General features: G+C 42.3%; 19 protein-coding genes and 1 other RNA gene. 11 read left to right on the top strand and 9 right to left on the bottom strand.

Translation table 11 applies throughout. The annotated features are described in order from the left end of the window. The gene (locus JZO70_RS14515) at nucleotides 1-1,179 is read right to left on the bottom strand and encodes an MFS transporter (protein ID WP_242703958.1); all 1,179 of its coding nucleotides are present in this window, start codon (nucleotides 1,177-1,179) and stop codon (nucleotides 1-3) included. Between the two features lie 252 nt (nucleotides 1,180-1,431). Here JZO70_RS14515 and JZO70_RS14510 point away from each other — a divergent pair, with 252 nt between their 5' ends. The 6 genes from JZO70_RS14510 (at nucleotide 1,432) to JZO70_RS14485 (ending at nucleotide 7,073) form a co-directional block, all read left to right on the top strand. Beyond that, the gene (locus tag JZO70_RS14510) at nucleotides 1,432-2,214 is read left to right on the top strand and encodes a transporter substrate-binding domain-containing protein (protein ID WP_207674353.1); all 783 of its coding nucleotides are present in this window, start codon (nucleotides 1,432-1,434) and stop codon (nucleotides 2,212-2,214) included. 12 nt (nucleotides 2,215-2,226) lie between these two features. Further along, nucleotides 2,227-2,886: an ABC transporter permease subunit gene (locus tag JZO70_RS14505; RefSeq protein ID WP_207674352.1), complete on the top strand. Its 660-nt coding sequence runs from the start codon at nucleotides 2,227-2,229 to the stop codon at nucleotides 2,884-2,886. A gap of 11 nt (nucleotides 2,887-2,897) precedes the next feature. Further along, nucleotides 2,898-3,629: an amino acid ABC transporter ATP-binding protein gene (locus JZO70_RS14500; RefSeq protein ID WP_207674350.1), complete on the top strand. Its 732-nt coding sequence runs from the start codon at nucleotides 2,898-2,900 to the stop codon at nucleotides 3,627-3,629. Nucleotides 3,630-3,652: 23 nt separating this feature from the next. Beyond that, nucleotides 3,653-5,089: a glycoside hydrolase family 1 protein gene (locus JZO70_RS14495; RefSeq protein ID WP_207674348.1), complete on the top strand. Its 1,437-nt coding sequence runs from the start codon at nucleotides 3,653-3,655 to the stop codon at nucleotides 5,087-5,089. 615 nt (nucleotides 5,090-5,704) lie between these two features. Beyond that, the gene (locus tag JZO70_RS14490; RefSeq protein WP_207674346.1) at nucleotides 5,705-6,247 is read left to right on the top strand and encodes a hypothetical protein; all 543 of its coding nucleotides are present in this window, start codon (nucleotides 5,705-5,707) and stop codon (nucleotides 6,245-6,247) included. Between the two features lie 214 nt (nucleotides 6,248-6,461). Further along, on the top strand, nucleotides 6,462-7,073 hold the full coding sequence (locus JZO70_RS14485; protein ID WP_207674344.1) for a YczE/YyaS/YitT family protein: 612 nt from the start codon (nucleotides 6,462-6,464) through the stop codon (nucleotides 7,071-7,073). Between the two features lie 167 nt (nucleotides 7,074-7,240). Here the strand turns inward: JZO70_RS14485 and JZO70_RS14480 are convergent, their stop codons facing one another. Next, nucleotides 7,241-8,026, bottom strand: a complete 786-nt coding sequence (locus tag JZO70_RS14480) for an ankyrin repeat domain-containing protein (RefSeq protein ID WP_207674417.1) — start codon at nucleotides 8,024-8,026, stop codon at nucleotides 7,241-7,243. Nucleotides 8,027-8,281: 255 nt separating this feature from the next. Beyond that, nucleotides 8,282-8,590 carry a MerR family transcriptional regulator gene (locus JZO70_RS14475; RefSeq protein ID WP_207674342.1) on the bottom strand — a complete coding sequence of 103 codons (309 nt, stop codon included), beginning with the start codon at nucleotides 8,588-8,590 and terminating at the stop codon, nucleotides 8,282-8,284. A gap of 88 nt (nucleotides 8,591-8,678) precedes the next feature. On the opposite strand from JZO70_RS14475, the gene JZO70_RS14470 reads away from it, so the two are divergent. Further along, nucleotides 8,679-9,050: a carboxymuconolactone decarboxylase family protein gene (locus tag JZO70_RS14470; RefSeq protein ID WP_207674341.1), complete on the top strand. Its 372-nt coding sequence runs from the start codon at nucleotides 8,679-8,681 to the stop codon at nucleotides 9,048-9,050. A gap of 94 nt (nucleotides 9,051-9,144) precedes the next feature. Here JZO70_RS14470 and JZO70_RS14465 read toward each other — a convergent pair whose 3' ends face one another. The 3 genes from JZO70_RS14465 to JZO70_RS14455 form a co-directional block, all read right to left on the bottom strand. Further along, a complete protein-coding gene (locus JZO70_RS14465) occupies nucleotides 9,145-9,312 on the bottom strand; it encodes a PspC domain-containing protein (protein ID WP_207674339.1) in 168 nt (55 codons plus the stop codon). 112 nt (nucleotides 9,313-9,424) lie between these two features. Beyond that, nucleotides 9,425-9,792, bottom strand: a transfer-messenger RNA (tmRNA) gene (gene ssrA / locus JZO70_RS14460). A 71-nt stretch (nucleotides 9,793-9,863) separates the two neighbouring features. Next, nucleotides 9,864-10,631, bottom strand: a complete 768-nt coding sequence (locus JZO70_RS14455; protein ID WP_207674337.1) for a Cof-type HAD-IIB family hydrolase — start codon at nucleotides 10,629-10,631, stop codon at nucleotides 9,864-9,866. A gap of 146 nt (nucleotides 10,632-10,777) precedes the next feature. Between JZO70_RS14455 and JZO70_RS14450 the strand changes: the two genes are divergently transcribed. Next, on the top strand, nucleotides 10,778-11,497 hold the full coding sequence (locus tag JZO70_RS14450) for a response regulator transcription factor (protein WP_207674335.1): 720 nt from the start codon (nucleotides 10,778-10,780) through the stop codon (nucleotides 11,495-11,497). Next, nucleotides 11,494-12,972: a sensor histidine kinase gene (locus tag JZO70_RS14445; RefSeq protein ID WP_207674333.1), complete on the top strand. Its 1,479-nt coding sequence runs from the start codon at nucleotides 11,494-11,496 to the stop codon at nucleotides 12,970-12,972. The genes JZO70_RS14450 and JZO70_RS14445 overlap by 4 nt, the downstream gene beginning before the upstream one ends. Nucleotides 12,973-13,002: 30 nt before the next feature. Here JZO70_RS14445 and JZO70_RS14440 read toward each other — a convergent pair whose 3' ends face one another. From JZO70_RS14440 to JZO70_RS14430, 3 genes are all read right to left on the bottom strand, one after another. Then, nucleotides 13,003-14,445, bottom strand: a complete 1,443-nt coding sequence (locus JZO70_RS14440) for an NCS2 family permease (RefSeq protein WP_207674331.1) — start codon at nucleotides 14,443-14,445, stop codon at nucleotides 13,003-13,005. A 212-nt stretch (nucleotides 14,446-14,657) separates the two neighbouring features. Continuing rightward, entirely contained in the window at nucleotides 14,658-15,338 is a 681-nt protein-coding gene (locus tag JZO70_RS14435) for a hypothetical protein (RefSeq protein ID WP_207674329.1), read from the bottom strand. Between the two features lie 144 nt (nucleotides 15,339-15,482). After that, a complete protein-coding gene (locus tag JZO70_RS14430; RefSeq protein WP_207674328.1) occupies nucleotides 15,483-17,630 on the bottom strand; it encodes an LTA synthase family protein in 2,148 nt (715 codons plus the stop codon). 186 nt (nucleotides 17,631-17,816) lie between these two features. On the opposite strand from JZO70_RS14430, the gene JZO70_RS14425 reads away from it, so the two are divergent. Both JZO70_RS14425 and aroD read left to right on the top strand, forming a co-directional pair. Beyond that, nucleotides 17,817-18,989 (top strand): class I SAM-dependent methyltransferase, encoded by a 1,173-nt coding sequence (locus JZO70_RS14425; RefSeq protein ID WP_207674327.1) that lies wholly within the window; start codon nucleotides 17,817-17,819, stop codon nucleotides 18,987-18,989. Between the two features lie 14 nt (nucleotides 18,990-19,003). Next, nucleotides 19,004-19,753 carry a type I 3-dehydroquinate dehydratase gene (aroD, locus tag JZO70_RS14420; RefSeq protein ID WP_207674325.1) on the top strand — a complete coding sequence of 250 codons (750 nt, stop codon included), beginning with the start codon at nucleotides 19,004-19,006 and terminating at the stop codon, nucleotides 19,751-19,753. The last annotated feature ends 86 nt before the right edge of the window (nucleotides 19,754-19,839 follow it).

Here is a 19,839-nt window from a genome sequence, read left to right as displayed (position 1 = left end):
TTATTCTTTAATCGCTGAAGCGGTCATATTTTTAGTACCCAGTGAATTCCGCAAGACAATCGACAGGATGCTTAAGATCAAGAAGGCAATCGCACCGATCAAGGTAAAGCGGGTATCAAAGGCGGTAATCAGCATGCCGCAGATAAACGGTCCAAAAGTGGTGCCTAGATTAGCAGCTGTTAAGAACAGACCATTTGAGAAGTCCGGTGCCTCCGAACCAAATTCAGAAATCAAGTACTGATTCACATTGGCAGCAATCCCCGCCAAAATACCTAGAACAATAATCAGCACTATTGCTGCCAAGCTCATACTTCCGAAAAAGAAAATCAAGGCGAAGGTAGTGATCAAGGCAAATGGCAAAGCGAAAATGGTTTTCTTGGCATTGGTGGTCAGAATTTTTCCGGCAATTACATTTCCAACAATATTGGTCAAACCGTAAACCAGCAGGATGAAGCTGACGGAGCGGCTAGACATATGGGTTACAGTATCCAGAAAGTCTGACAAGTAGCTGTAAAAGCCGAAGACGGCACCATTTAATAAAATCACAGTAACAATTGACACCAGCATTTGCGGTTTTTTCAAAACGCCTACCTGTTTGCCGTAAGAAAGACGAGTAGTTACCGGAATTGATGGGACGAAAATCAAGGTAGCAAGCAATACCAGGCCGTTAACTGCCGCGAAGAAAACCATCGACATAGCGAAGGACACTTCGTTGGCGATAAAGCTGGTAACCGGAACCCCCAGCACCATCCCAGAAGACACGCCGATGAAGACTTTAGAGACAGCCTTGGCTGATTGGTGGGCCGGCACAGAAGTTCCTGCCACGGTCAAAGCCATCGACACATAAATCGGATGGAAGGCCGCCGGAATGATCCGGGCCAAAAGCAGTACGGTAAAGCTTGAGGCAAAGACTGAGACGATATTGCTGATGGTGAAAATGCCTAAAGCCAGCACCATCACTGTTTTACGATTCACCTTGGAAAACACCAGCGGCATCGTCGGTCCAGCAATCGCCACGATTAAAGCAAAGGCACTCACCAAAAGGCTGGCGGTAGGAACCGTTACGTTAAATTCTTCAGCGATCAGCGGCAAAATTCCGATAATCCCCATTTCCGTATTCATAATTCCAAAGACACCGATGGTTAATATTAAGATCAACAGACTATTATTCTTTTTCAAATGTATCTCTCCCTTAAAAGTTTGTACCCAGAGCATAAGCCTTCACCTTGAGGTCAAGTCAAGCATAAAAAGAAAAAAACTTTTATTTGGTAATTTGAGTGAAGTTCAAAATTCTCCTATATAATAGAAGGAATTTTTCAAAAGTCAGCCCAGCTGCCAGTTCTGCAAAAAAATTTAAATAAGCGCTTGACTTAAAGTCAAGGTTAAGGAATAAAATCAAAACATAGAAGAGCGTAATAGGAGGAAAATAGTATGAAAAAATTAGCGATTATCACCTCGCTGCTGGCAGCTTTAGTCTTAAGCGCCTGCAGCAATGGCCAAGAAAATCAATCCGCGTCGTCAACTGGCACTGAAGAACGAAAAGTCTTGCGAGTAGGAACAGAAGGTTCGTATCGGCCGTTTTCTTATCATAATGATGAGGATGAATTAGTCGGCTATGATGTGGAGGTGGCTCAAGCAGTGGCCGAACAAATGGGCTACGAGGTTGAGTTCCATGAAGCAGCCTGGGATTCAATGCTGGCGGCCTTTGATGGGGATCGGACCGATGCCATTTTCAATCAGGTAAGTATTACCGACGAACGTCGGGAAAAATATGATTTCAGTGAGCCTTATAGTGTGGCTCATATTGCTTTGATTGTTCATGAAGACAATAATGAAATCCAAGATTTTTCTGACTTGACGGGGAAAGGCGTAGCCCAAACCATTACCAGCAACTTTGCCCGTTTAGCTGAAGAGGAATACGACGCCAATGTAGTGAGTGTGGAGACCTTCAACAATTCCTTTGACCTAGTGATGAACGATCGAGCGGATGCTACGTTAAATGATGATGTCATTTTCTACGATTACTTGAACCAGCAACCAGATACACCATTAAAAATCGCTGCAACCTTAGATGAAGGCGTACCGGCAGCTGTCCTGCTGCACAAGGATGATCCCTTGCTAGATGAAATCAATGCGGCGTTAGCAGAGCTGCAGGCCGATGGCACTTTAACTGAGATTTCTGAAAAATACTTTGACCGGGACATTACCCAATAAGGAGGAGAGATAGTGGAACGATCCCTTGAAATAGTCCAAAGCTCACTGCTGCCATTACTGCTGGCCTTTTTTGAGGCGACGATTCCTCTCACCATTATTTCTTTCGTGTTGGGGGTCATCATCGCCGTCATCACCGCCTTAGCACGGATTTCCAAGAACAAGCTGTTGAACAGTTTCTTCTATCTATATGTCTGGATTTTTCGCGGCACGCCGTTACTGGTACAGCTGTTCATTATCTTTTTCGGTTTGCCATCGGTAGGAATTCAGCTGGAGGCTTGGAGTGCGGCGATTATCGCTTTCTCCTTGAATACCGGCGCCTACGCTTCAGAGACGATCCGCTCGGCGATTTTGGCCATTCCCGCCGGACAATACGAATCGGCTGCGTCTTTAGGCATGAGCCAGCGCCAAATTTTTACCCGAATTATCGCACCGCAAGCTTTAAAGATTGCCCTGCCGCCCTTGTCCAACAACTTTGTCAGTCTAGTGAAAGATACTTCGCTGGCTGCCAGCATTACCATTGTAGAAGTGTTCTTGACGGCTCAACGGATTGCCGCGCGAACCTATGAACCGCTGTTACTGTATTGTTTAGTGGCCGTTTACTATTTGATCTTTTGTACATTGTTAAATTACTTGCAGTCGGTGCTGGAACATCGCATGGCGCGATATGAATAGGGGGATAAAAGATGTTAACAATCGAAAATCTAACCAAAGCCTTTGACGATCAAACCGTGTTGAAAAACATCACCGTCTCCTTTCGCGAAGGGGAGACCACGGCAATTTTAGGCCCTTCCGGTTCAGGAAAAAGCACGTTTTTGCGGGCGATTGACCTGCTGGAGATTCCCGAAAGCGGCAGAATTGCCATTAATGATCTAGAAGTAACATTTCCCAGCAACCCAACCTTCAAGGAGAAAAAGAATTACCGGCAATATTTCAGTATCGTCTTTCAAGCCTATAATCTTTTCCCTCATTTCACGGTGCTGCAAAATATTATGGAGGGCCCGGTGCAGGTGAAGGGAGTCAGCAAGGACCAGGCCAGACAAAAGGCCATTCAGCTGTTGACTAGGGTTGGTCTGGCCGATAAGCAAAATGCTTATCCTGCTCAGCTTTCCGGTGGCCAGCAGCAGCGGGTGGCGATTGCCCGAGCTTTGGCGATGGAGCCGTTATTCATGCTTTACGACGAACCAACCAGCGCCTTAGATCCGGAGCTGTCTAATGAAGTGCTGCTGACGATCCAGCAGCTGGCGGAAGCCGGCAATTCGCAAATTGTCGTCACTCATAATTTAGAGTTCGCCCGCAAGGTAGCCGACCGGATCTTGTTTATGGATCAAGGCCAGCTGCTCTTCGACGGCTCGACGGAGTTGTTTTTCCGCAACAAAAAAGATCGGATTCAACAGTTTATCCAGCAAATTGCTTAATCATACAAATTGGAGGAGAAAGAATGAGTTTTAAAGAAGGATTTTTATGGGGCGGCGCTACAGCTGCCAATCAATGTGAAGGGGCCTATGACGCAGACGGAAAAGGTTTATCAGTTGCCGATGCGATGCCAGGAGGAAGACAACGCTTTTCCGTCATTTCTGCACCGGAGTTTAATTGGGAAATTGAACCAGATAAATATACGTATCCCAACCATGTGGGCATTGATCATTATCACCGCTTTAAAGAAGATATTGCCTTGTTTGCGGAAATGGGCTTTAAGTCCTATCGTTTCTCGATTGCCTGGAGCCGCATTTTTCCAAAAGGCGATGAAGAAACCCCAAATGAAAAAGGCCTGGAATTTTATGATCAGTTGATTGATGAATGTTTGAAGTACGGGATTGAACCAGTGGTGACGATTTCCCACTATGAAATGCCTTTGTATCTAGCCAAAGAATACGGCGGCTGGAAAAATCGCCAAGTAGTAGACTTTTTTGAACGTTATGCTACCATTTTGTTTGAACGCTACGCCCAAAAGGTAAAATACTGGATGACCTTCAACGAAATCAATTCGGCGATGGAATTTCCGGCCCTTTCTCAAGGCTTGATCGTTGCTACCGGTTCAGAGGATTACACCAATCGCTTCCAAGCTTGGCATCATCAATTTGTCGCCAGCGCCTTAGCAGTGAAAATCGGCAAGTCGCAGCGCAGCGATATTCAAATCGGCTGTATGCAAATTTACGCGCCGTTGTATGCCTTCGATTGCAATCCAGTGAACCAATTCGCGTCTCAATTGAAGCAACGGGCCTTTGATTATTTCACCAGCGACGTGCAGGTAAGAGGGTATTATCCAACTTATTTGAAGCAGCTGCTGAAGGAATACGATGCCGAGGCACCTAAAATGGAAGAAGGCGACGAGGAATTATTGCGGGAAAATACCGTTGATTATATCGGCTTTAGCTACTACATGAGCATGGCCATCAACGAAACCAGCGCCGAAGACAGCGATCCAGCTGCCGGAAATCTAATGGAAGGCGTCCGCAATCCTTTCCTAGAATCCAGTGAATGGGGCTGGCAAATCGATCCACTAGGCCTGCGTATTTCCCTAAATGACCTGTGGGATCGCTATCAAGTCCCATTGTTCATCGTGGAAAACGGCTTAGGCGCCAAAGACGAAATCAACAAAAACGGTGAAATTATCGATGATTATCGGATCGATTACATGCAAAAACATATCGCTGCTATGCATGATGCGGTAGAAGATGGTGTCGATCTGATGGGTTACACACCGTGGGGCTGTATCGATTTAGTCGCAGCTTCTACCGGAGAGATGAGCAAACGCTACGGCTTTATCTACGTTGACCTGGACGATGAAGGCAACGGAACCTTAGATCGCAAGAAGAAAAAATCCTTCGATTGGTACAAAGAAGTGATTGCTACGAATGGAGAAGCGAGTTTGTAAATAGATTTATATTAGACCAAATAGTCTGGCTGAGGGATTCAGCGGGCTGTTTGGTTTTTTTCGTGGATAAAAAAGGCGACTAAAAAACAGTATGCAACAAAGCGTGCATACTGTTGAAGTCAGGTGTTACAAGACGATTTATGTCAGAACAAATGGATAAAGAAATTTTTTCTATGGAATAAGACTAGAGAAATTGACAAAGAAACAACAGAACGCAATAACAAGGAACCCTATCCCAAATGCTAAGCCATGCCAAAGTCCCAACATGATAAATGGTGACGTAGCCTCATTTCCTTCTGTTTTAACCTGAGTGAATGCTCGACGGAACGAAAATAGCTGCCAGATACTTAATAACAAAAAGATGCATCCGAATAAGTAACGCATATGATCACCCCTCTATTTAAATATAGCATGATTTGATAACGTTTTCAAACGAGCGTTAAAAAACAAATGAGCAGATATAAAAAAATACGCCAGTATTATCATACGATATATTTGAATGATTTATCGAAAAATAGACAATACGGCCTTAATTCTATTTATAGTGCCTTTTATTCAAAAGCACAATAGTGTAAAATGTATTATATATAAAAAAAGAAAAAGTGGGGAAATCAAATGAAAATGAGAGCGTTTACTATGTTGTTTACATGTGTTAGTCTGTTAACTCTGACTGCATGTTCACCTGGTTCTTCAACAGAATCATCATCTACAGAAGAAACTTCGGTTAGCACTGAAACCAAAAAATCTACGGAAACAACGGAGTCTACAAAGTCTTCAGAAACAACCGAGTCTTCAGCAACTGCGACAAGCATGCCTGATCAGTTTTCACTAATGATTGAAGCTGCTCAATCGCAAATACCTACGTTGATGGAACAAATGGGCGATGAATACTCTGATATAAGTATTACAGAAGGTGAAAATCATACCATCGTTTACACTTATACAACTGCAGTTGACCCTGGATACGCCGTCGATATGGAAGCTTTGAAACCTGTGTTAGCAAAAGGCCTAAAACCTGTAATCAATCAAGCCAAACTTATTGCTGACGACGTCAAAATTCAAGTTATTTATCTTAGACCAGATAAGACTGAAATCGGTAATGTCATTATCACACAAGAAGATACAAACAATATTGACAGTGAAACACCGGAACAATAAGCATTTGATAATCTGAAATAAGTAAAAGAGAGGCGTGTATCGTCTCTTTTTTATTTTGAAAAAGAAAGGGATTTAATTTATCATAGCCTGCTTGAGTCGATTTATTGACTCTAAGTCTTGAAAGCCGATACAATTAATTAAAGCTTAACTAACAGCTTTTAGGAGCTGATTGCAGTCATCGCTTTTCTTAGACCAACAAGCGAGGTAGATAAATATGATAGGAAAAAAGCATTCGGTAAAACAATATATATTAGCGCTAACGGGAACCTTCATTGCAGCCATCGGTATACGTCTGATTGTAGTAAGCGGATCGGGAGCGGATGCTATGAGTACCTTTATAATGGGATTGATGGAGCACCTGCCATTTCGTTTCGGGACCGTGAGTAACATTTTTAATGGGAGCTTATTGGTAATTATTTTCTTATATGATCGTCAGCTGATTGGAGTAGGCAGCATTATCAAAAGTATTGGCGTCGGAATATTTCTGAACTTGATTGAATCCGCGGGGTGGCTGCTTAATATTCCAGCGATTTTAGATTATCCAGCTGTTACGGTAGGAACCATAATCCTGGGTATGGGTACGGGGATTTATCTGTTAGCCGATGCTGGCTCGGCTGCTTATGATAGCTTGATGATTATTTTGCAACGATTGCTGAAGGTGTCGGTGAAAACAGCCCGAATTATTTTGGATGGCAGCTTCTTTTTAGCCGGCTATTTACTAGGAGGAACCATCGGATTAGGAACGATCATCGTGCTGTTGGTCATGGGCCCGTCCCTCGAATTGACCTTGAAGCATTTGCCTAAGCTAAAGCTGTTTCGAGTATGAAGAGTTAAGAAAATAAACTAATGAAAATCCACTTATACTTGTGATCCAGTGGACGAACGAAATAAACGATAGAAAAGCTATCTAAAAGTAGACAGCATTTCTATCGTTTTTTGGCTTTTTAAAAAGATTAGAACCTAGCTACCAAACTTCTTATACCCGTTTTTTAATCAACCCTGTGCCTCTTGAAGCATCCTGGCAATATTTCCATAGCCTAATTGATTCGCATAATCTCCAGCGGATTTCCCATAATTATCTCTAATCTCAGGATCAGCTCCGTTTTTCAACAGTTCAGCGACAATATCCTGATAAACCTGTGACCCATCTCGCAAGGCAACGGCTTCGATTAAGGCAGTATAGCCATAATTGTTTTGATGATTGATATCCACCCGTCCATCAGCTAACAGGATCTTTACGTTTTCAAGGTGTCCTTTTTCAGCAGCCGGGATCAGCGCATTGCCGCCAAAACGGTTGGTGATAGTTTGGTCAGGAGTTGCGTGTACTAGCATATAAGAAAGAATTTCTGTTTTTCCTTGTGCGCCAGCATAGAGATAAGGACTGTCTTGAATGGCTTCTTGCTTATTAATGTCAGCGCCGGAATCAATCAGCGCTTTTGCAATTTCAACTTGGTTGTTGTGAACAGCAATCATTAGTGGCGTCTCGGACTGCTGGTTCACCTCATCAATCGGATAAGCCGAAGATTTTAGAATTTCGTTGGTTTGATTTAAATCATTAGCCGAAACAGCCTGGATTAAGCTTCCTGCGGGGTAATTCATAGTAGTATCCTCCTCTGAATGTTTAGTTGTAGAATCTATCGGTTGCGCGCTTTGTTGAAGGGATGATTGCGCAGAACTGCTGGTGACTGTTGAATCCGTGACCGCGCTTTTCGGTGAACGGTCCTGGCAACCTGCTAATACAATAAGGAAAGTAAACACGATAAAAGCCGCTTTCCACAGGTTTGACTGCAAAATTCTCAATAAAATAACCCCTCTCTTGTTATCACGTATTATAGCATTGAAGAGATTATTCAACCGCTTAGGTGACTTGAAATAAAAAAAGATGGATTCTTTCTACAAGTAGAACTAAGTCCATGAGGAAATTTAAATTACACAGCACAACTGCAAAAATAAACGCTTAGTTCCACTTTATTCCGTGAACTCCTGTCTAACTGAAGCATAGTGTGCTTTCTTTTCCTGCAAAAAATCAATATGCTACTGTAAATTCTTCTTCTCCAGCTCCAGCAGCTGCTCTTGTTCCTCCAAGATCGCAATCCGCTGCAAAATAGTTTCGGCCCCTTTTTCTCGCAATTTTGAGTATTCGATGATTTTTGCTAAAGGCATACCGGTTTTTTTAGCTCTCTGAATAAATTGAATCCAAGCAAGATCTTCCTCAGTGAATACCCGATAGTTATTGGCAGTGCGTCGAGGGTGCAGCAATCCTAGCTCTTCGTAATACCGTAAAGTCGGTATTGATAAATCTGTTAATTTGGAAACTTCTGAAATTTTGTAGGTTAGATTCATTTTTTCGTCCTTTCCGAAAATTTGTAGTTGCTGTCAAGTAAACTTGATAGTTTATGATCAGTATATTAAAGAAAAGGAGACAGTGATCATGAATAAATTTGAACGAGGCTTAAAGATAAGAGAACAAATAATTGGGGAAAAAGCTAGTGGATCAGTCACAGATAGTTTAAAGGACATTGCACCGATTTTAGACAAGTACACACAGGTGGCATTCGATGAAATGAGCAATCGGGATGCTTTGAACATGCAGCAAAGAGAAATGATTACGTTGACTACTTTGGTAACGCAAGGAGACACGGCTTCACAGCTGCGCGTCCACATTCAAGGTGCTCTGAACGTTGGATTATCCCAAGAAGAAATTGTAGAAATCTTTATCCAATGCCTGCCATATGTCGGGTTTCCCAAAGTCTTGAATGCTGTTTCGGTTGCAAAAGAGGTTTTCAAACAAAGTAGTAATTGAAATAAAGCAGAGTCTTTTTTAGGCTCTGCTTTTATCTTTATCTATTCATCTAAAAGTGTAAATGCAATGTGAACTAAAATCTTGAAATCACAAATCAGTAGTCAACACTCGGCAGCATTACCGCCAAAATGATATAAGGCATGAACATTCCTGGAAACAAGAAAAGGATTCTAAACAGCAGGGGTGAGGTACCAAAAAAATCGGCGAATCCGGCACAAACACCAGCAAAAATTTTATCTGGAGACTTTCTGAGTTTCTTCATTTGAATAGCTCCTTTTTAATTAATACTATCAGGTTTGGGTATTAAAGCAACTAAAGATAAAAACAAAAAAGAGCAAAATCCCAAAATAGGATTTCACTCTTCAGAAAGCTTTTAATGGAGCTGGCGGGAGTCGAACCCGCGTCCAAACATATTGACTACCCAAAAATCTACGCTCATAGTCATACTATTTAAGATTCGCTTTGCCTTCTGCCGCATGACAGGCCGCAGGCATTGCTAGTCTGATGATCTCTTTTTCAACTTGCAGACGGAAAGTTGAAACGTATCCCACTAATTTTGAGACCCTTACCCGAGCACATGGGCGATACCGGGAGGATCTACGCTAACTGTTTTTAGGCAGCTAAAGCGTAAGTATTGTTATTGTTTTTAGCAGTTATATTTAACTGTAACGTTTTAGCGTAGACGTAACCTACGAAGCGCAATTCAGGCTCAAACTATGCCTGTCGAATCCGTAACAGCCCCTTCTTAGAATTTTACTGCAAGATTTATTATAACATCTTCAAAGTGAAAAAGCAAAAAAGGGACCGTAGTTTCTAAATTAAATCGTAATGTTTTAAGGCTTTTATAATTCCGCCGTTAGTATTTTTATCCGTAATGAAATCTGCCTGTTCCTTTACTTCCGTCAAAGCATTGCCCATGGCGATTTTGTGGTCACAAGCTGTCAGCAATGCCACATCATTTATCCCATCACCAAAGCCGAAGGTAGGAATATCCGGCAGTTTCAAATAATCCTTCACCGTTTGCACACCGGTGCCTTTATTAATCCCTCTATTCACCACATCAATACAAAACGGGCCATTGCGATAGAAGGTAAATTCAGGAAAAGCTTCTTTATAAATCGAATCGTTTCCTTCAGATAAAACCAAGATCATATTGGTAGTAAATTCCCGATAAGCCTCCGGATGAATCGGCGGCAACTCTAAATGAAAATAATCATAAGATTTTTGGACAAATTCATTCACCCCTGAGATAAACAACTGTTCCGTAGAATGAAAAGCCAGCTCGTCTTGCAAGTCGCGAGCAAAGTGAAGCATCGTCTCGCAGCGCTCCGGCTCGATTTCGTTAGCCTCGACAATTGTTCCATCAACTTTTACCATCATGCCGTTCATGGTAACCGTCGACGCGATATGAGAATCCTGTTTGATCTGCTGGATTTCCCGTTCATTGCGGCCGGTAGCGATAATCGGCAACACTTTGTTTTTCTTCAATTGACCAATCGCTTCCCCAACTTCACTAGAAACCTGAGACTTTTCGTTCAATAACGTACCATCTAAATCAAAAAATGCAATTGCTTCGTACATATAGTATCCCCTTTACTTCTTTTCTTTATCTTAGCAATTATTGAAGAAAAAACAAATACTTATTGAAGATACTGGTAAGGTAATGGTTGAAAAGATCGATTTAGAGTATACTAATTATGAGAAACGCTGATAATGGAGGAAAACCTATGAATATACTAATGATTGAAGATAATGAATCTGTTTCTGAAATGATGCAAATGTTCTTCTTAAACGAAGGCTGGGATGCAACCTTCAAATACGATGGCAAAGATGGACTGGATGCCTTCAAGGAAGATCCGGAAAAATGGGACATGATCACCTTAGACTTGAACCTGCCTAGCATGGACGGAATGGAAGTCGGACGAGAAATCCGCAAAATCTCCAGCACTGTGCCGATTATTATGTTAACGGCCCGTGATTCAGAGAGTGATCAGGTGATCGGATTGGAAATGGGTGCCGACGACTATGTAACTAAACCATTTTCACCGCTAACCTTAATCGCCCGCATCAAAGCCTTGCATCGCCGCAGCGAACTAGCAACAGAACAACAAACCGGCGGAGCAGGGGACGGCAGCTTTGATATTCAAACCCAACATTTCAAGATGAATTTGAAAACCCGGGAAGCTTACTTGCAAAACAAACCAGTCGAAGGCTTAACACCGAAGGAATTTGACTTGCTTTATACGATGGCGAAAAAACCACGCCAAGTCTTTACCCGAGAACAGCTGTTAGAATTAGTCTGGGACTACCAATACTTTGGTGACGAACGAACCGTCGATGCCCATATTAAAAAGCTGCGTCAAAAAATTGAAAAAGTGGGGCCGCAAGTCATCCAAACTGTCTGGGGCGTGGGCTACAAATTCGATGATTCTGGAGTTGGGCAATGAAATACCTTTACCAGCAGCTCTTAGCCTTTGGCGGGTTGATTTTGTTGATACTGCTGACTTTAGGACTAACTTTTACTCAGTTTACTAGGCAAACAATGGAAGAAAGCAACTACAACCAGTTGATCGGTTTTACCCGTTCAATTGAACAAACGGCAGCTCAGCTGGCAGACCAATATCCTTTATATAAAGATCCGGATGAAGCCTTTTTAGGTTCTATTGCCCTAACCGAAAATATGCTGAAGCCGCAAGATGTTAAATTTGTCTTCATTGACGCCAACCAAATAATCCGATTTCCTAGTAACAAAAAGGTTGCCGAGCAAACCTTGATTACCCAAAGTCAGTGGGAGGAATTAAGTAACGGTCAGGAACAAAAACTAATCCGTTCCACTGACATGTACGGTAATGAACGCTCTACTTCCTATGCAATGGTGCCATTTTTTTTACCTGAAAAAGTATTTTACGGCGTCCTGATTGTCACTCAACCGGCGGGCAACGTTAGTGAAAGTGTCAAATCCGTAACTAGCGATCTATTTAAAGGCTTCATCATTGCCTCGGTAATAGCTACTATTGTTAGCTACTTTTTCGCCACTCGCCAAGTAAGAAGAATTAATCGCATGCGTTCAGCTACCCGAAAGATTGCTAACGGTGACTTTGACGTAACTTTACCCAACAACGGTAAAGACGAGTTCGACGATTTAGCCGAAGATTTCAACAGCATGACGGTTTCCTTAAAAGAATCCCAGGAAGAAATCGAGCGGCAGGAAGAGCGCCGACGCCAATTTATGGCGGATGCCGCCCATGAAATGCGGACTCCACTAACCACTATCAACGGACTTTTGGAAGGTTTGCAGTACAATGCCATCCCAGAAGACCAACGCAGCAAGGCCATTACCTTGATGCAAAACGAAACTTCGCGGTTGATTCGATTGGTGAATGAAAATCTCGATTATGAGAAAATCCGTACCAACCAAATCAGCATGATAGTGAAGAAATTCAACGCCACCAAAGCTTTACGGGGCTTATTGACTCAACTAGAGGCAAAAGCGCATGCAGCCGGTGATCAGCTAGTATTGACCACTACCGAAGAAATTGATATTTACGCTGATTACGATCGCTTCATTCAAATCATGGTGAACATCATCCAAAATGCGATTCAGTTTACCACTGATGGTACGATCACCATCAATATGTACAAAGAAGAAAAAAACACCGTCGTGCAAATTTCCGATACCGGAATTGGCATGAGCGAGGATCAAGTGAAAAATATTTGGGATCGCTACTACAAGGTGGATCCTTCTCGCAAGAACACCAAGTATGGTGAATCAGGTTTAGGCCTGTCCATCGTGCAAGAATTAGTACGTCTCCACAATGGAACCATCAAAGTCGAAAGCGAACTGGAAAAAGGCACCACCTTTACCATCAGCTTCCCCGACGAAGAAGTAACCGAACCAAAAGAAACGGAGCAGCCATCCTAGGCCGCTCCGTTTTTTAAGTCTTATTTGCTTTTAAAGTACAGCTAAAATGACAAAGTTCAAAATAAACAGCAGGTTAACAATCCACAACACGGGTGAAACCTCATTAGCTTTGCCTTTAACAACTTTAACAATCGCGTAGAAGATAAAGCCAGCGGCGATTCCATAAGAAATGCTATAGCACAAGCCCATAAAGATACTTGCGAAGAAAGCGGGAACTGCTTCTTCCAAATCCAACCAGTTAATATCCGCAAAGGAAGCCATCATCATCACACCCACCAAAATCAACGCCGGTGCAGTCGCTTGGCCAGGCACAATAGCGATCAACGGAGAAAACAAACTGCTTAAAGCGAACATAGCCGCTACCACGACTGAAGTTAACCCAGTCCGTCCGCCAGCTCCAATCCCAGCAGCTGATTCCACAAACGTTGTCGTATTCGAAGTCCCAAAAATTGCCCCGATCGAAGTCGCAATCGCATCCGCAAACAATGCACGATCCATTTTAGTTTTAAAGCCTTTAGAATTCGCCGTTTCCAATGCCAATTCATCTTCCTTCGAGAAAATCCCCGTCCGACGCCCAGTTCCAATAAAGGTACCAATTGTGTCAAAGGTATCCGACAAACTGAAGGCCAAAATTGTCATTAAGACCTGCGGCAATTTAGAAGAATCTGAGAACAATGCACCCATCCCTTCAGAACCAAAAGCTGCACCAAAGGTCGTTCCTAATTCAGAAATTGAATTGCCTAATGAGTTGCTTTGGAAATCAATCGCACCTAATTGCACCACGCCCATTGGAATTCCAATCAAGGTAGTAGCAACAATCCCAATCAAAATCGCACCGCGCACATTTTTTACAACCAAAATTGTCGTCAGTACCAACCCAATCACAGCCAGTAAAATTGGTGCATTGTTAAAGTTAGCCAAAGCCGGTACCACACCGCTGTTCATGGCAACGTTGGTAGCTTGACCGTTTTCCACCACACTGCTGGTAATGGTTGCTGAATCAGCTGAGAAGGCCAGCAGTCCAGCATTTTTAATACCAACATACGCCACAAAGATCCCTATCCCGCCGCCAATTGCGTGCTGCATACTTTCAGGAATCGCATGAATAATCAGCTTACGAATTTTTGTCACGGTAATTAATATATTGATAATTCCACAAATGAAAACCATGGCTAGTGCTTCTTGCCAAGAATAACCCAGTCCAAACACAACAGTGTAGGTGAAGAAGGCATTCAGCCCCATACCAGGTGCTTGAGCGTAAGGAACATTCGCAAACAATCCCATAACCAGTGTCCCAATGACTGAAGCAATGATCGTTGCTAAAAAGACTGCTTGAAAAGGCATGCCTGAAGCAGACAACACAGTCGGATTGACAAATAAGATGTAACTCATAGCAAAGAAGGTAGTAATCCCTGCCATTATTTCAGTTGAAACTGTGGTATTTTGTTCTTTCAACTTGAAAAACTTTTCCATCAGAATAAACGCTCCTTAAAGTAGATTTAGTATAAAAGAGAATACTTTCCGATTATATGAAATCTGACACAGTAATTCAATCAAAAGTTGAATGAAACGACCAATAAAAATAGGAACGTTCGTGTTTTGCTCGCGAACGTTCCTAAATGATGGTTTTCTGATGACAAAAAAAGTAGAAATTGCTCATAATTGAATGAATCGTGAAATAGTATCTACCGATGCTCCAAAGCTGAACGGGCTCTGGAAGTTTTCCTGCTGATTAGACCTCGGAAGAACAGACTAACTGGAAGTACTAACACAGCCAGCAGACTACCCGCCTTCACCAAAGAAGTCATAAACATCTGGAAAAAAGTTCTCGAGGAGATATCCAATGAAAGAGGCCAGCGAACAGAAAAAGCGAAACCGCTATCGCCGTTACTTAGCACAAAACTTGGCAGATCATTGAATCGATCCAGACTATATTGGTAGAAACGCTGCAAAAATTGTTGATAGCTGGATTCGAAAATCACGAACAACGCCATCAACAAAAACACAGCCAGCAGGATAACGATTAGCAGCTGCAAAGAAAAACTCAACGGATTATGGGAAAAGTAATCCATGACATTTTTGCGTTTAATAAAAAGAACCATAAAACTGACCAGCAAAATAACTACAATAGCAAGACAGCTATACATAAACCAATCGGCAAAGTAAGACTGAATTTCTTCTACCTCGCCATTGGTAAATAATTGTATATCATAAGTTGCCAAATTAGCATGCAATTGGGAAATCATCGAATAAAGCAGTAATAGCGTTGTTAAGGCAAACAAAGCAATACTGGCAAAAGCAAAAGTCAAATAGAAGGACAGTTTGCTTTTGGTTAGATCATTTAAAGCCGTTTGTAGGGAACTCATTTACCTCACCTCATACTCTAGTATAGAAAGTGAATTTGAAAGAAGTATGAAGTCTCTAAGAAAAAGTGACACTTTTTTTATAGCGATGAACCGAATTCGTTAAAAAACCTCCTTCAGCAAGTTGCTAAAGGAGGTAGTAGGGTCTTATTCTTGAACCGGCGCTTCTGGCGTTTCAGTTACTTCCGGTGTTGCAGCTGGTTCATTGTATTGCTTATAGGTTTTAGTTTGGTACATATCTTGTGTGGACGTACCAAGTTGACTGTAAAGGCTAGTTGATTGATCGCCAAGCTTGCTTTCAGTTTTCTCAAGCTGCTGCAGAGCATTCTTGTAATCGTAGTCGGCCGGATCGATGGTTTCCATACCGCTGCCGGTGTAGAAGCGCAACAGATCACCGTTGTTAATATTATCCGACGTGCTCAATTGCTGACTAACCGCCTGCTGCCATTCTTCGGTTTTCGCTTGCAGATTTTCATCTGGAGCTGTAACCATAAAGCCAGTATGGTTGTCATACAGGCTGCCGCCATAGTATGTGTAATCAGGTGTTACATAATCGCCGCTGCGGAAAGCAACCAGCTGATCATTTTCAGGTGACAACAAATCTTGACCTAACTGAATGTACTTGCTGGAATCAATTCCTAACAAATGCAATAAAGTAGGTAAAGCATCAATTTCGCCGCCGTAAGTATGATTCACTCCGCCGTTTTCTTGACCTGGAATATGAATCATATAAGGAACCCGCTGCATTTGCGCATTGTCAAAGTTGGTCCAAGATTCCTTGGTTTTGCCAAGTAGTGGTGCCAATTCAGAGTTCCGTGAAGTTGAGATACCATAGTGGTCGCCATACATCACGATGACTGAATTTTCGTACAAACCGCTAGATTTCAAGTAATTGAAGAATTCTTCAACGGCTTTGTCTAAGTAGTTGGCTGTTGCAAAGTAACCGTTGATGGTTTCATCATCAGTGGTCGCCATTGGGAAACCACCTTCGTCATTTTGGAACTCACTATATGGATAGTGGTTAGACACGGCAATAAACTTAGAATAGAAAGGCTGCTGCAAACGTTCCAGGTATTTCACTGATTGCTGGAAGAATGGTTTGTCATGCAAGCCGTATTGGAATGAATTATCTTCGTTTACATCATAGTAAGATGAGTCAAAGAAGTGATCATAACCAAAACGTTTGTAAGTTTCGGTCCGGTTCCAGAAGTTTCCTGAATTTCCGTGGAAAGCCGCACTGGTGTAGCCAGCTTCCTGTTTCAAAATATCCGGTGCTGCTTGGAAGGTATTTTTGCCGCCCAATTGGGTAAACAACGATCCTTGGTTCAAGCCGAATAAAGAATTTTCTAACAAAGTTTCAGCATCTGAGGTTTTCCCAGCTTTTACTTGGTGGAAAAAGTTATCAAAGCTGAAGGTACTGTTTTCATGGTAAATACTGTTGATGAACGGTGTTACTTCATGTTCTTGACCAGCTTCATCCGTCAATTTGTAATCAATCAAAAATTGTTGGAAGCTTTCCAAGTGAATGTAGATGACGTTTTTGTCTTTCGCAATGCCATACAAATCTTCGTTAGGCGCTGCATAATGATCTTCCACGTAAGCTTCAACATCAGTCAAATCATTGGGACTAGCTTCAGCCCGAACTTGGTTGGTTTTGTATGTTTGGATTCCGTCATAAGCAGTAAAGGCGCTAATACCTAGATACTTCACTAAGTAATCCCGTGAGAAGGTACGAGTTAACAATTCAGGACGATCCGCTTCCGCTAAGAAAAGGTTCCCTGAGAAAATCATCACTGACAAAGCGGTCATGGCAAAGGCCATTCTTGCCCGGACCGGACGTTCTTCCCGTTTGATAACTTTTTTCCAAACCAGAATCGGCAGGATAACCAAGTCAATCACAAACAGCAAGTCATAAGGACGGAACAAGCGAATCGCGCTTTCTCCCAATCCGCTGGCTACTTTACCAGCACCTAACAAGGTGTTAACGGTAATAAAGTCGGTGAATTCACGATAGTAAACCACGTTAGAGAAAATCAAGATAGTCGTCAACGCATAGATAAACAGCATCGTTCGATAGGCGGCTTTAGGTCTTCTCACATACAACGCAATCGACAGCAAGAACATGGTTGTCGCAATCGGATTAATAAATAGAATCAAATATTGTCGTAGGCTTTCAATACCTAAATTAAATTCAAAGAGATAAGCAAAAATACTTTTGGCCCACAAGAGAAACGTCAATAACGCGAAGAATCCTAGGCGTTTATTTAAAAATGTGGGTACTTTTATGTTTTTCAATACATAACTTCCTTTCTATAGAAGAAGTGTAGAATGTGAAATTTATTCACTCCATATCATTCTACCCGCTTGGAGAAGGTACGTCAATCTAACTCGAGATGATGAATTGATGTTTAAAAAAAACTTTATTAACACAATATGAGCGATTTCTTTGATATACTAATAAGAAGAAAGCAGGGATTAAGTGTGCAAGTAGAAATCAAAGACCAAGCCGCGAAGAAAATTCGCCGTGGAATTCCATTAATTCAAAAAGAAGATCTTAAAAAATACCATGAAACTTTTCCTAAAGAATGGGTGAAGTTTGTCGATAAACAAGGCAAATATGTGGCCACAGGCTACTTAGGAAAACAAAACAAAGGCATCGGCTGGGTAGTGGATCGCAACGATTCAGCGCTGAACGATGAATTCTTTGAACAGCTCTTTCAAACCGCGATAGACCAGCGCAGTTTTTACTTCTCCGATGAAAGTACTACCGCTTTTCGTTTGATTAACGGTGAAGGGGACGGACTTGGCGGGATTACTGTCGATTATTACGACGGTTATTTAGTTGTCTCATGGTACAACGAGACCATTTACCATTTCCGTAAAAAACTGACTGACAGCTTGCAAAAGCTGCTTCATCCAAAAGGCATCGTGGAAAAAATCCGTTTTACCAGCGATCTGCCGGAAAGCAACTGGGTCAGCGGCAGCAAGCCGGAAGAACCTTTACTGGTAAAAGAAAACGGCGTAAATTATGCCACCTATTTAGATGAAGGCTATATGACGGGGATTTTCCTTGATCAAAAAGAAGTTCGAGGACGCTTAATCGAGGGTGTTGCTCTAGGCAAACGCGTGTTGAACATGTTCAGCTACACCGGTGCCTTCTCAGTAGCCGCTGCTTTTGGCGGAGCTTTGGAAACCACCAGTGTCGATTTGGCGCAGCGCAGTCGCGCAAAAACCGAAGAACAATTTGCTGTTAACGGCATTTCTTTAGATCAGCAGCGGATCGTTGTAATGGATACGTTTGAATATTTCCGTTACGCCGCCCGCAAAGAGCTGACGTATGATCTGATTGTCTTAGATCCGCCAAGCTTTGCCCGAAACAAGAAAAAGACCTTCTCAGTATTAAAGGATTATGGACGCTTAATCGAAGGCAGTCTAGATATTTTGTCTGCTGAAGGAACCATTATTGCTTCAACCAATGCGTCAAATTTCACAATCGAAAAGTTCCAAGCAGCAATTGAAGAAGTATTCATCAAAGAAAATGTAACGTATCATTTAACTGAAAGCTATCGTTTGCCACCAGATTTTCCAGCGGTGGAACAGTTGGCTGAAAGCAATTATTTAAAGGTCTTGATATACGAAATTCAAAAAGAATGATGGAGACGATGTAGATGATGGATGTAGAAGTGAGAAATGTTCGTTTTAACGCCGGAAGACCAAAAATCTGCGTGCCGTTGATCGGGCGCACCTTTGACGAAATTATTGAACAAGCCAGCCTGGCAAAGAAGCAGGCCGATGTCATCGAATGGCGGGCTGACTACTACCAAGATTTATTAGATGACGAGGAATTATTAATTACTTTGTTAGCTTTGCGGGACGAATTACGAGAAATCCCATTAATTTTCAATCTGCGTACCAAACCAGAGGGCGGCGAAGTGGAGCTGTCCTTGCGGGATTACCGCCGCATCAATGAGTTTGCTGTTTCTTCACGGGCTATCGACATGGCGGACATCGAGTTAAGCCACGTAGACAAGCTGGGCTCCACCTTCATCAAGTGGATGCAGGCTTTGGACGTCAAAGTCATCCTAAGTGACCATAACTACGAAAAAACACCAGAAAATGCTGTGCTGCTGTTCCGTTTAAACATGATGGAGCATTGGGGCGCCGATATTGCCAAGATCGTGGTTGTTCCTGGAGATGAAGATGATGTAATCCGTTTAATGGAAATGACCCTGAAGGCCCAAACCTTTGTGACCTTGCCAACTGTCACGGTTTCCATGGGTAAGCTAGGTAAAATTTCAAGGGTAGCCGGCTACTTGAACGGTTCTTGCATGACCTATGCTTGCTTACCAGGCTGTGCTTCAGCTGAAGGCCAGATCGAAGTAGAAAAATTGACCATGATTTTAGATGAATTTAGTTAATAAGACGGCCGTTTTGTCTCTTGGAGACAAAGCGGTTTTTCTTATATAGAGGCATTGTTCAAGACGATAGGATTTCTTTGTACCGT

It is taken from the genome of Candidatus Enterococcus moelleringii, assembly GCF_017377575.1.
GTDB lineage: Bacteria > Bacillota > Bacilli > Lactobacillales > Enterococcaceae > Enterococcus_A > Enterococcus_A moelleringii.
This window is presented reverse-complemented; position numbering and strand designations above follow the sequence as displayed.

Coding starts and splice junctions, on each gene's coding strand:
- JZO70_RS14455 (WP_207674337.1), bottom strand. CDS start 10,631: ATGTACGAAGCAATTGCATTTTTTGATTTAGATGGTACGTTATTGAAC.
- aroD (WP_207674325.1), top strand. CDS start 19,004: ATGATGGATGTAGAAGTGAGAAATGTTCGTTTTAACGCCGGAAGACCA.
- JZO70_RS14500 (WP_207674350.1), top strand. CDS start 2,898: ATGTTAACAATCGAAAATCTAACCAAAGCCTTTGACGATCAAACCGTG.
- JZO70_RS14490 (WP_207674346.1), top strand. CDS start 5,705: ATGAAAATGAGAGCGTTTACTATGTTGTTTACATGTGTTAGTCTGTTA.
- JZO70_RS14445 (WP_207674333.1), top strand. CDS start 11,494: ATGAAATACCTTTACCAGCAGCTCTTAGCCTTTGGCGGGTTGATTTTG.
- JZO70_RS14495 (WP_207674348.1), top strand. CDS start 3,653: ATGAGTTTTAAAGAAGGATTTTTATGGGGCGGCGCTACAGCTGCCAAT.
- JZO70_RS14465 (WP_207674339.1), bottom strand. CDS start 9,312: ATGAAGAAACTCAGAAAGTCTCCAGATAAAATTTTTGCTGGTGTTTGT.
- JZO70_RS14450 (WP_207674335.1), top strand. CDS start 10,778: ATGAATATACTAATGATTGAAGATAATGAATCTGTTTCTGAAATGATG.
- JZO70_RS14510 (WP_207674353.1), top strand. CDS start 1,432: ATGAAAAAATTAGCGATTATCACCTCGCTGCTGGCAGCTTTAGTCTTA.
- JZO70_RS14475 (WP_207674342.1), bottom strand. CDS start 8,590: ATGAATCTAACCTACAAAATTTCAGAAGTTTCCAAATTAACAGATTTA.
- JZO70_RS14485 (WP_207674344.1), top strand. CDS start 6,462: ATGATAGGAAAAAAGCATTCGGTAAAACAATATATATTAGCGCTAACG.
- JZO70_RS14470 (WP_207674341.1), top strand. CDS start 8,679: ATGAATAAATTTGAACGAGGCTTAAAGATAAGAGAACAAATAATTGGG.
- JZO70_RS14440 (WP_207674331.1), bottom strand. CDS start 14,445: ATGGAAAAGTTTTTCAAGTTGAAAGAACAAAATACCACAGTTTCAACT.
- JZO70_RS14435 (WP_207674329.1), bottom strand. CDS start 15,338: ATGAGTTCCCTACAAACGGCTTTAAATGATCTAACCAAAAGCAAACTG.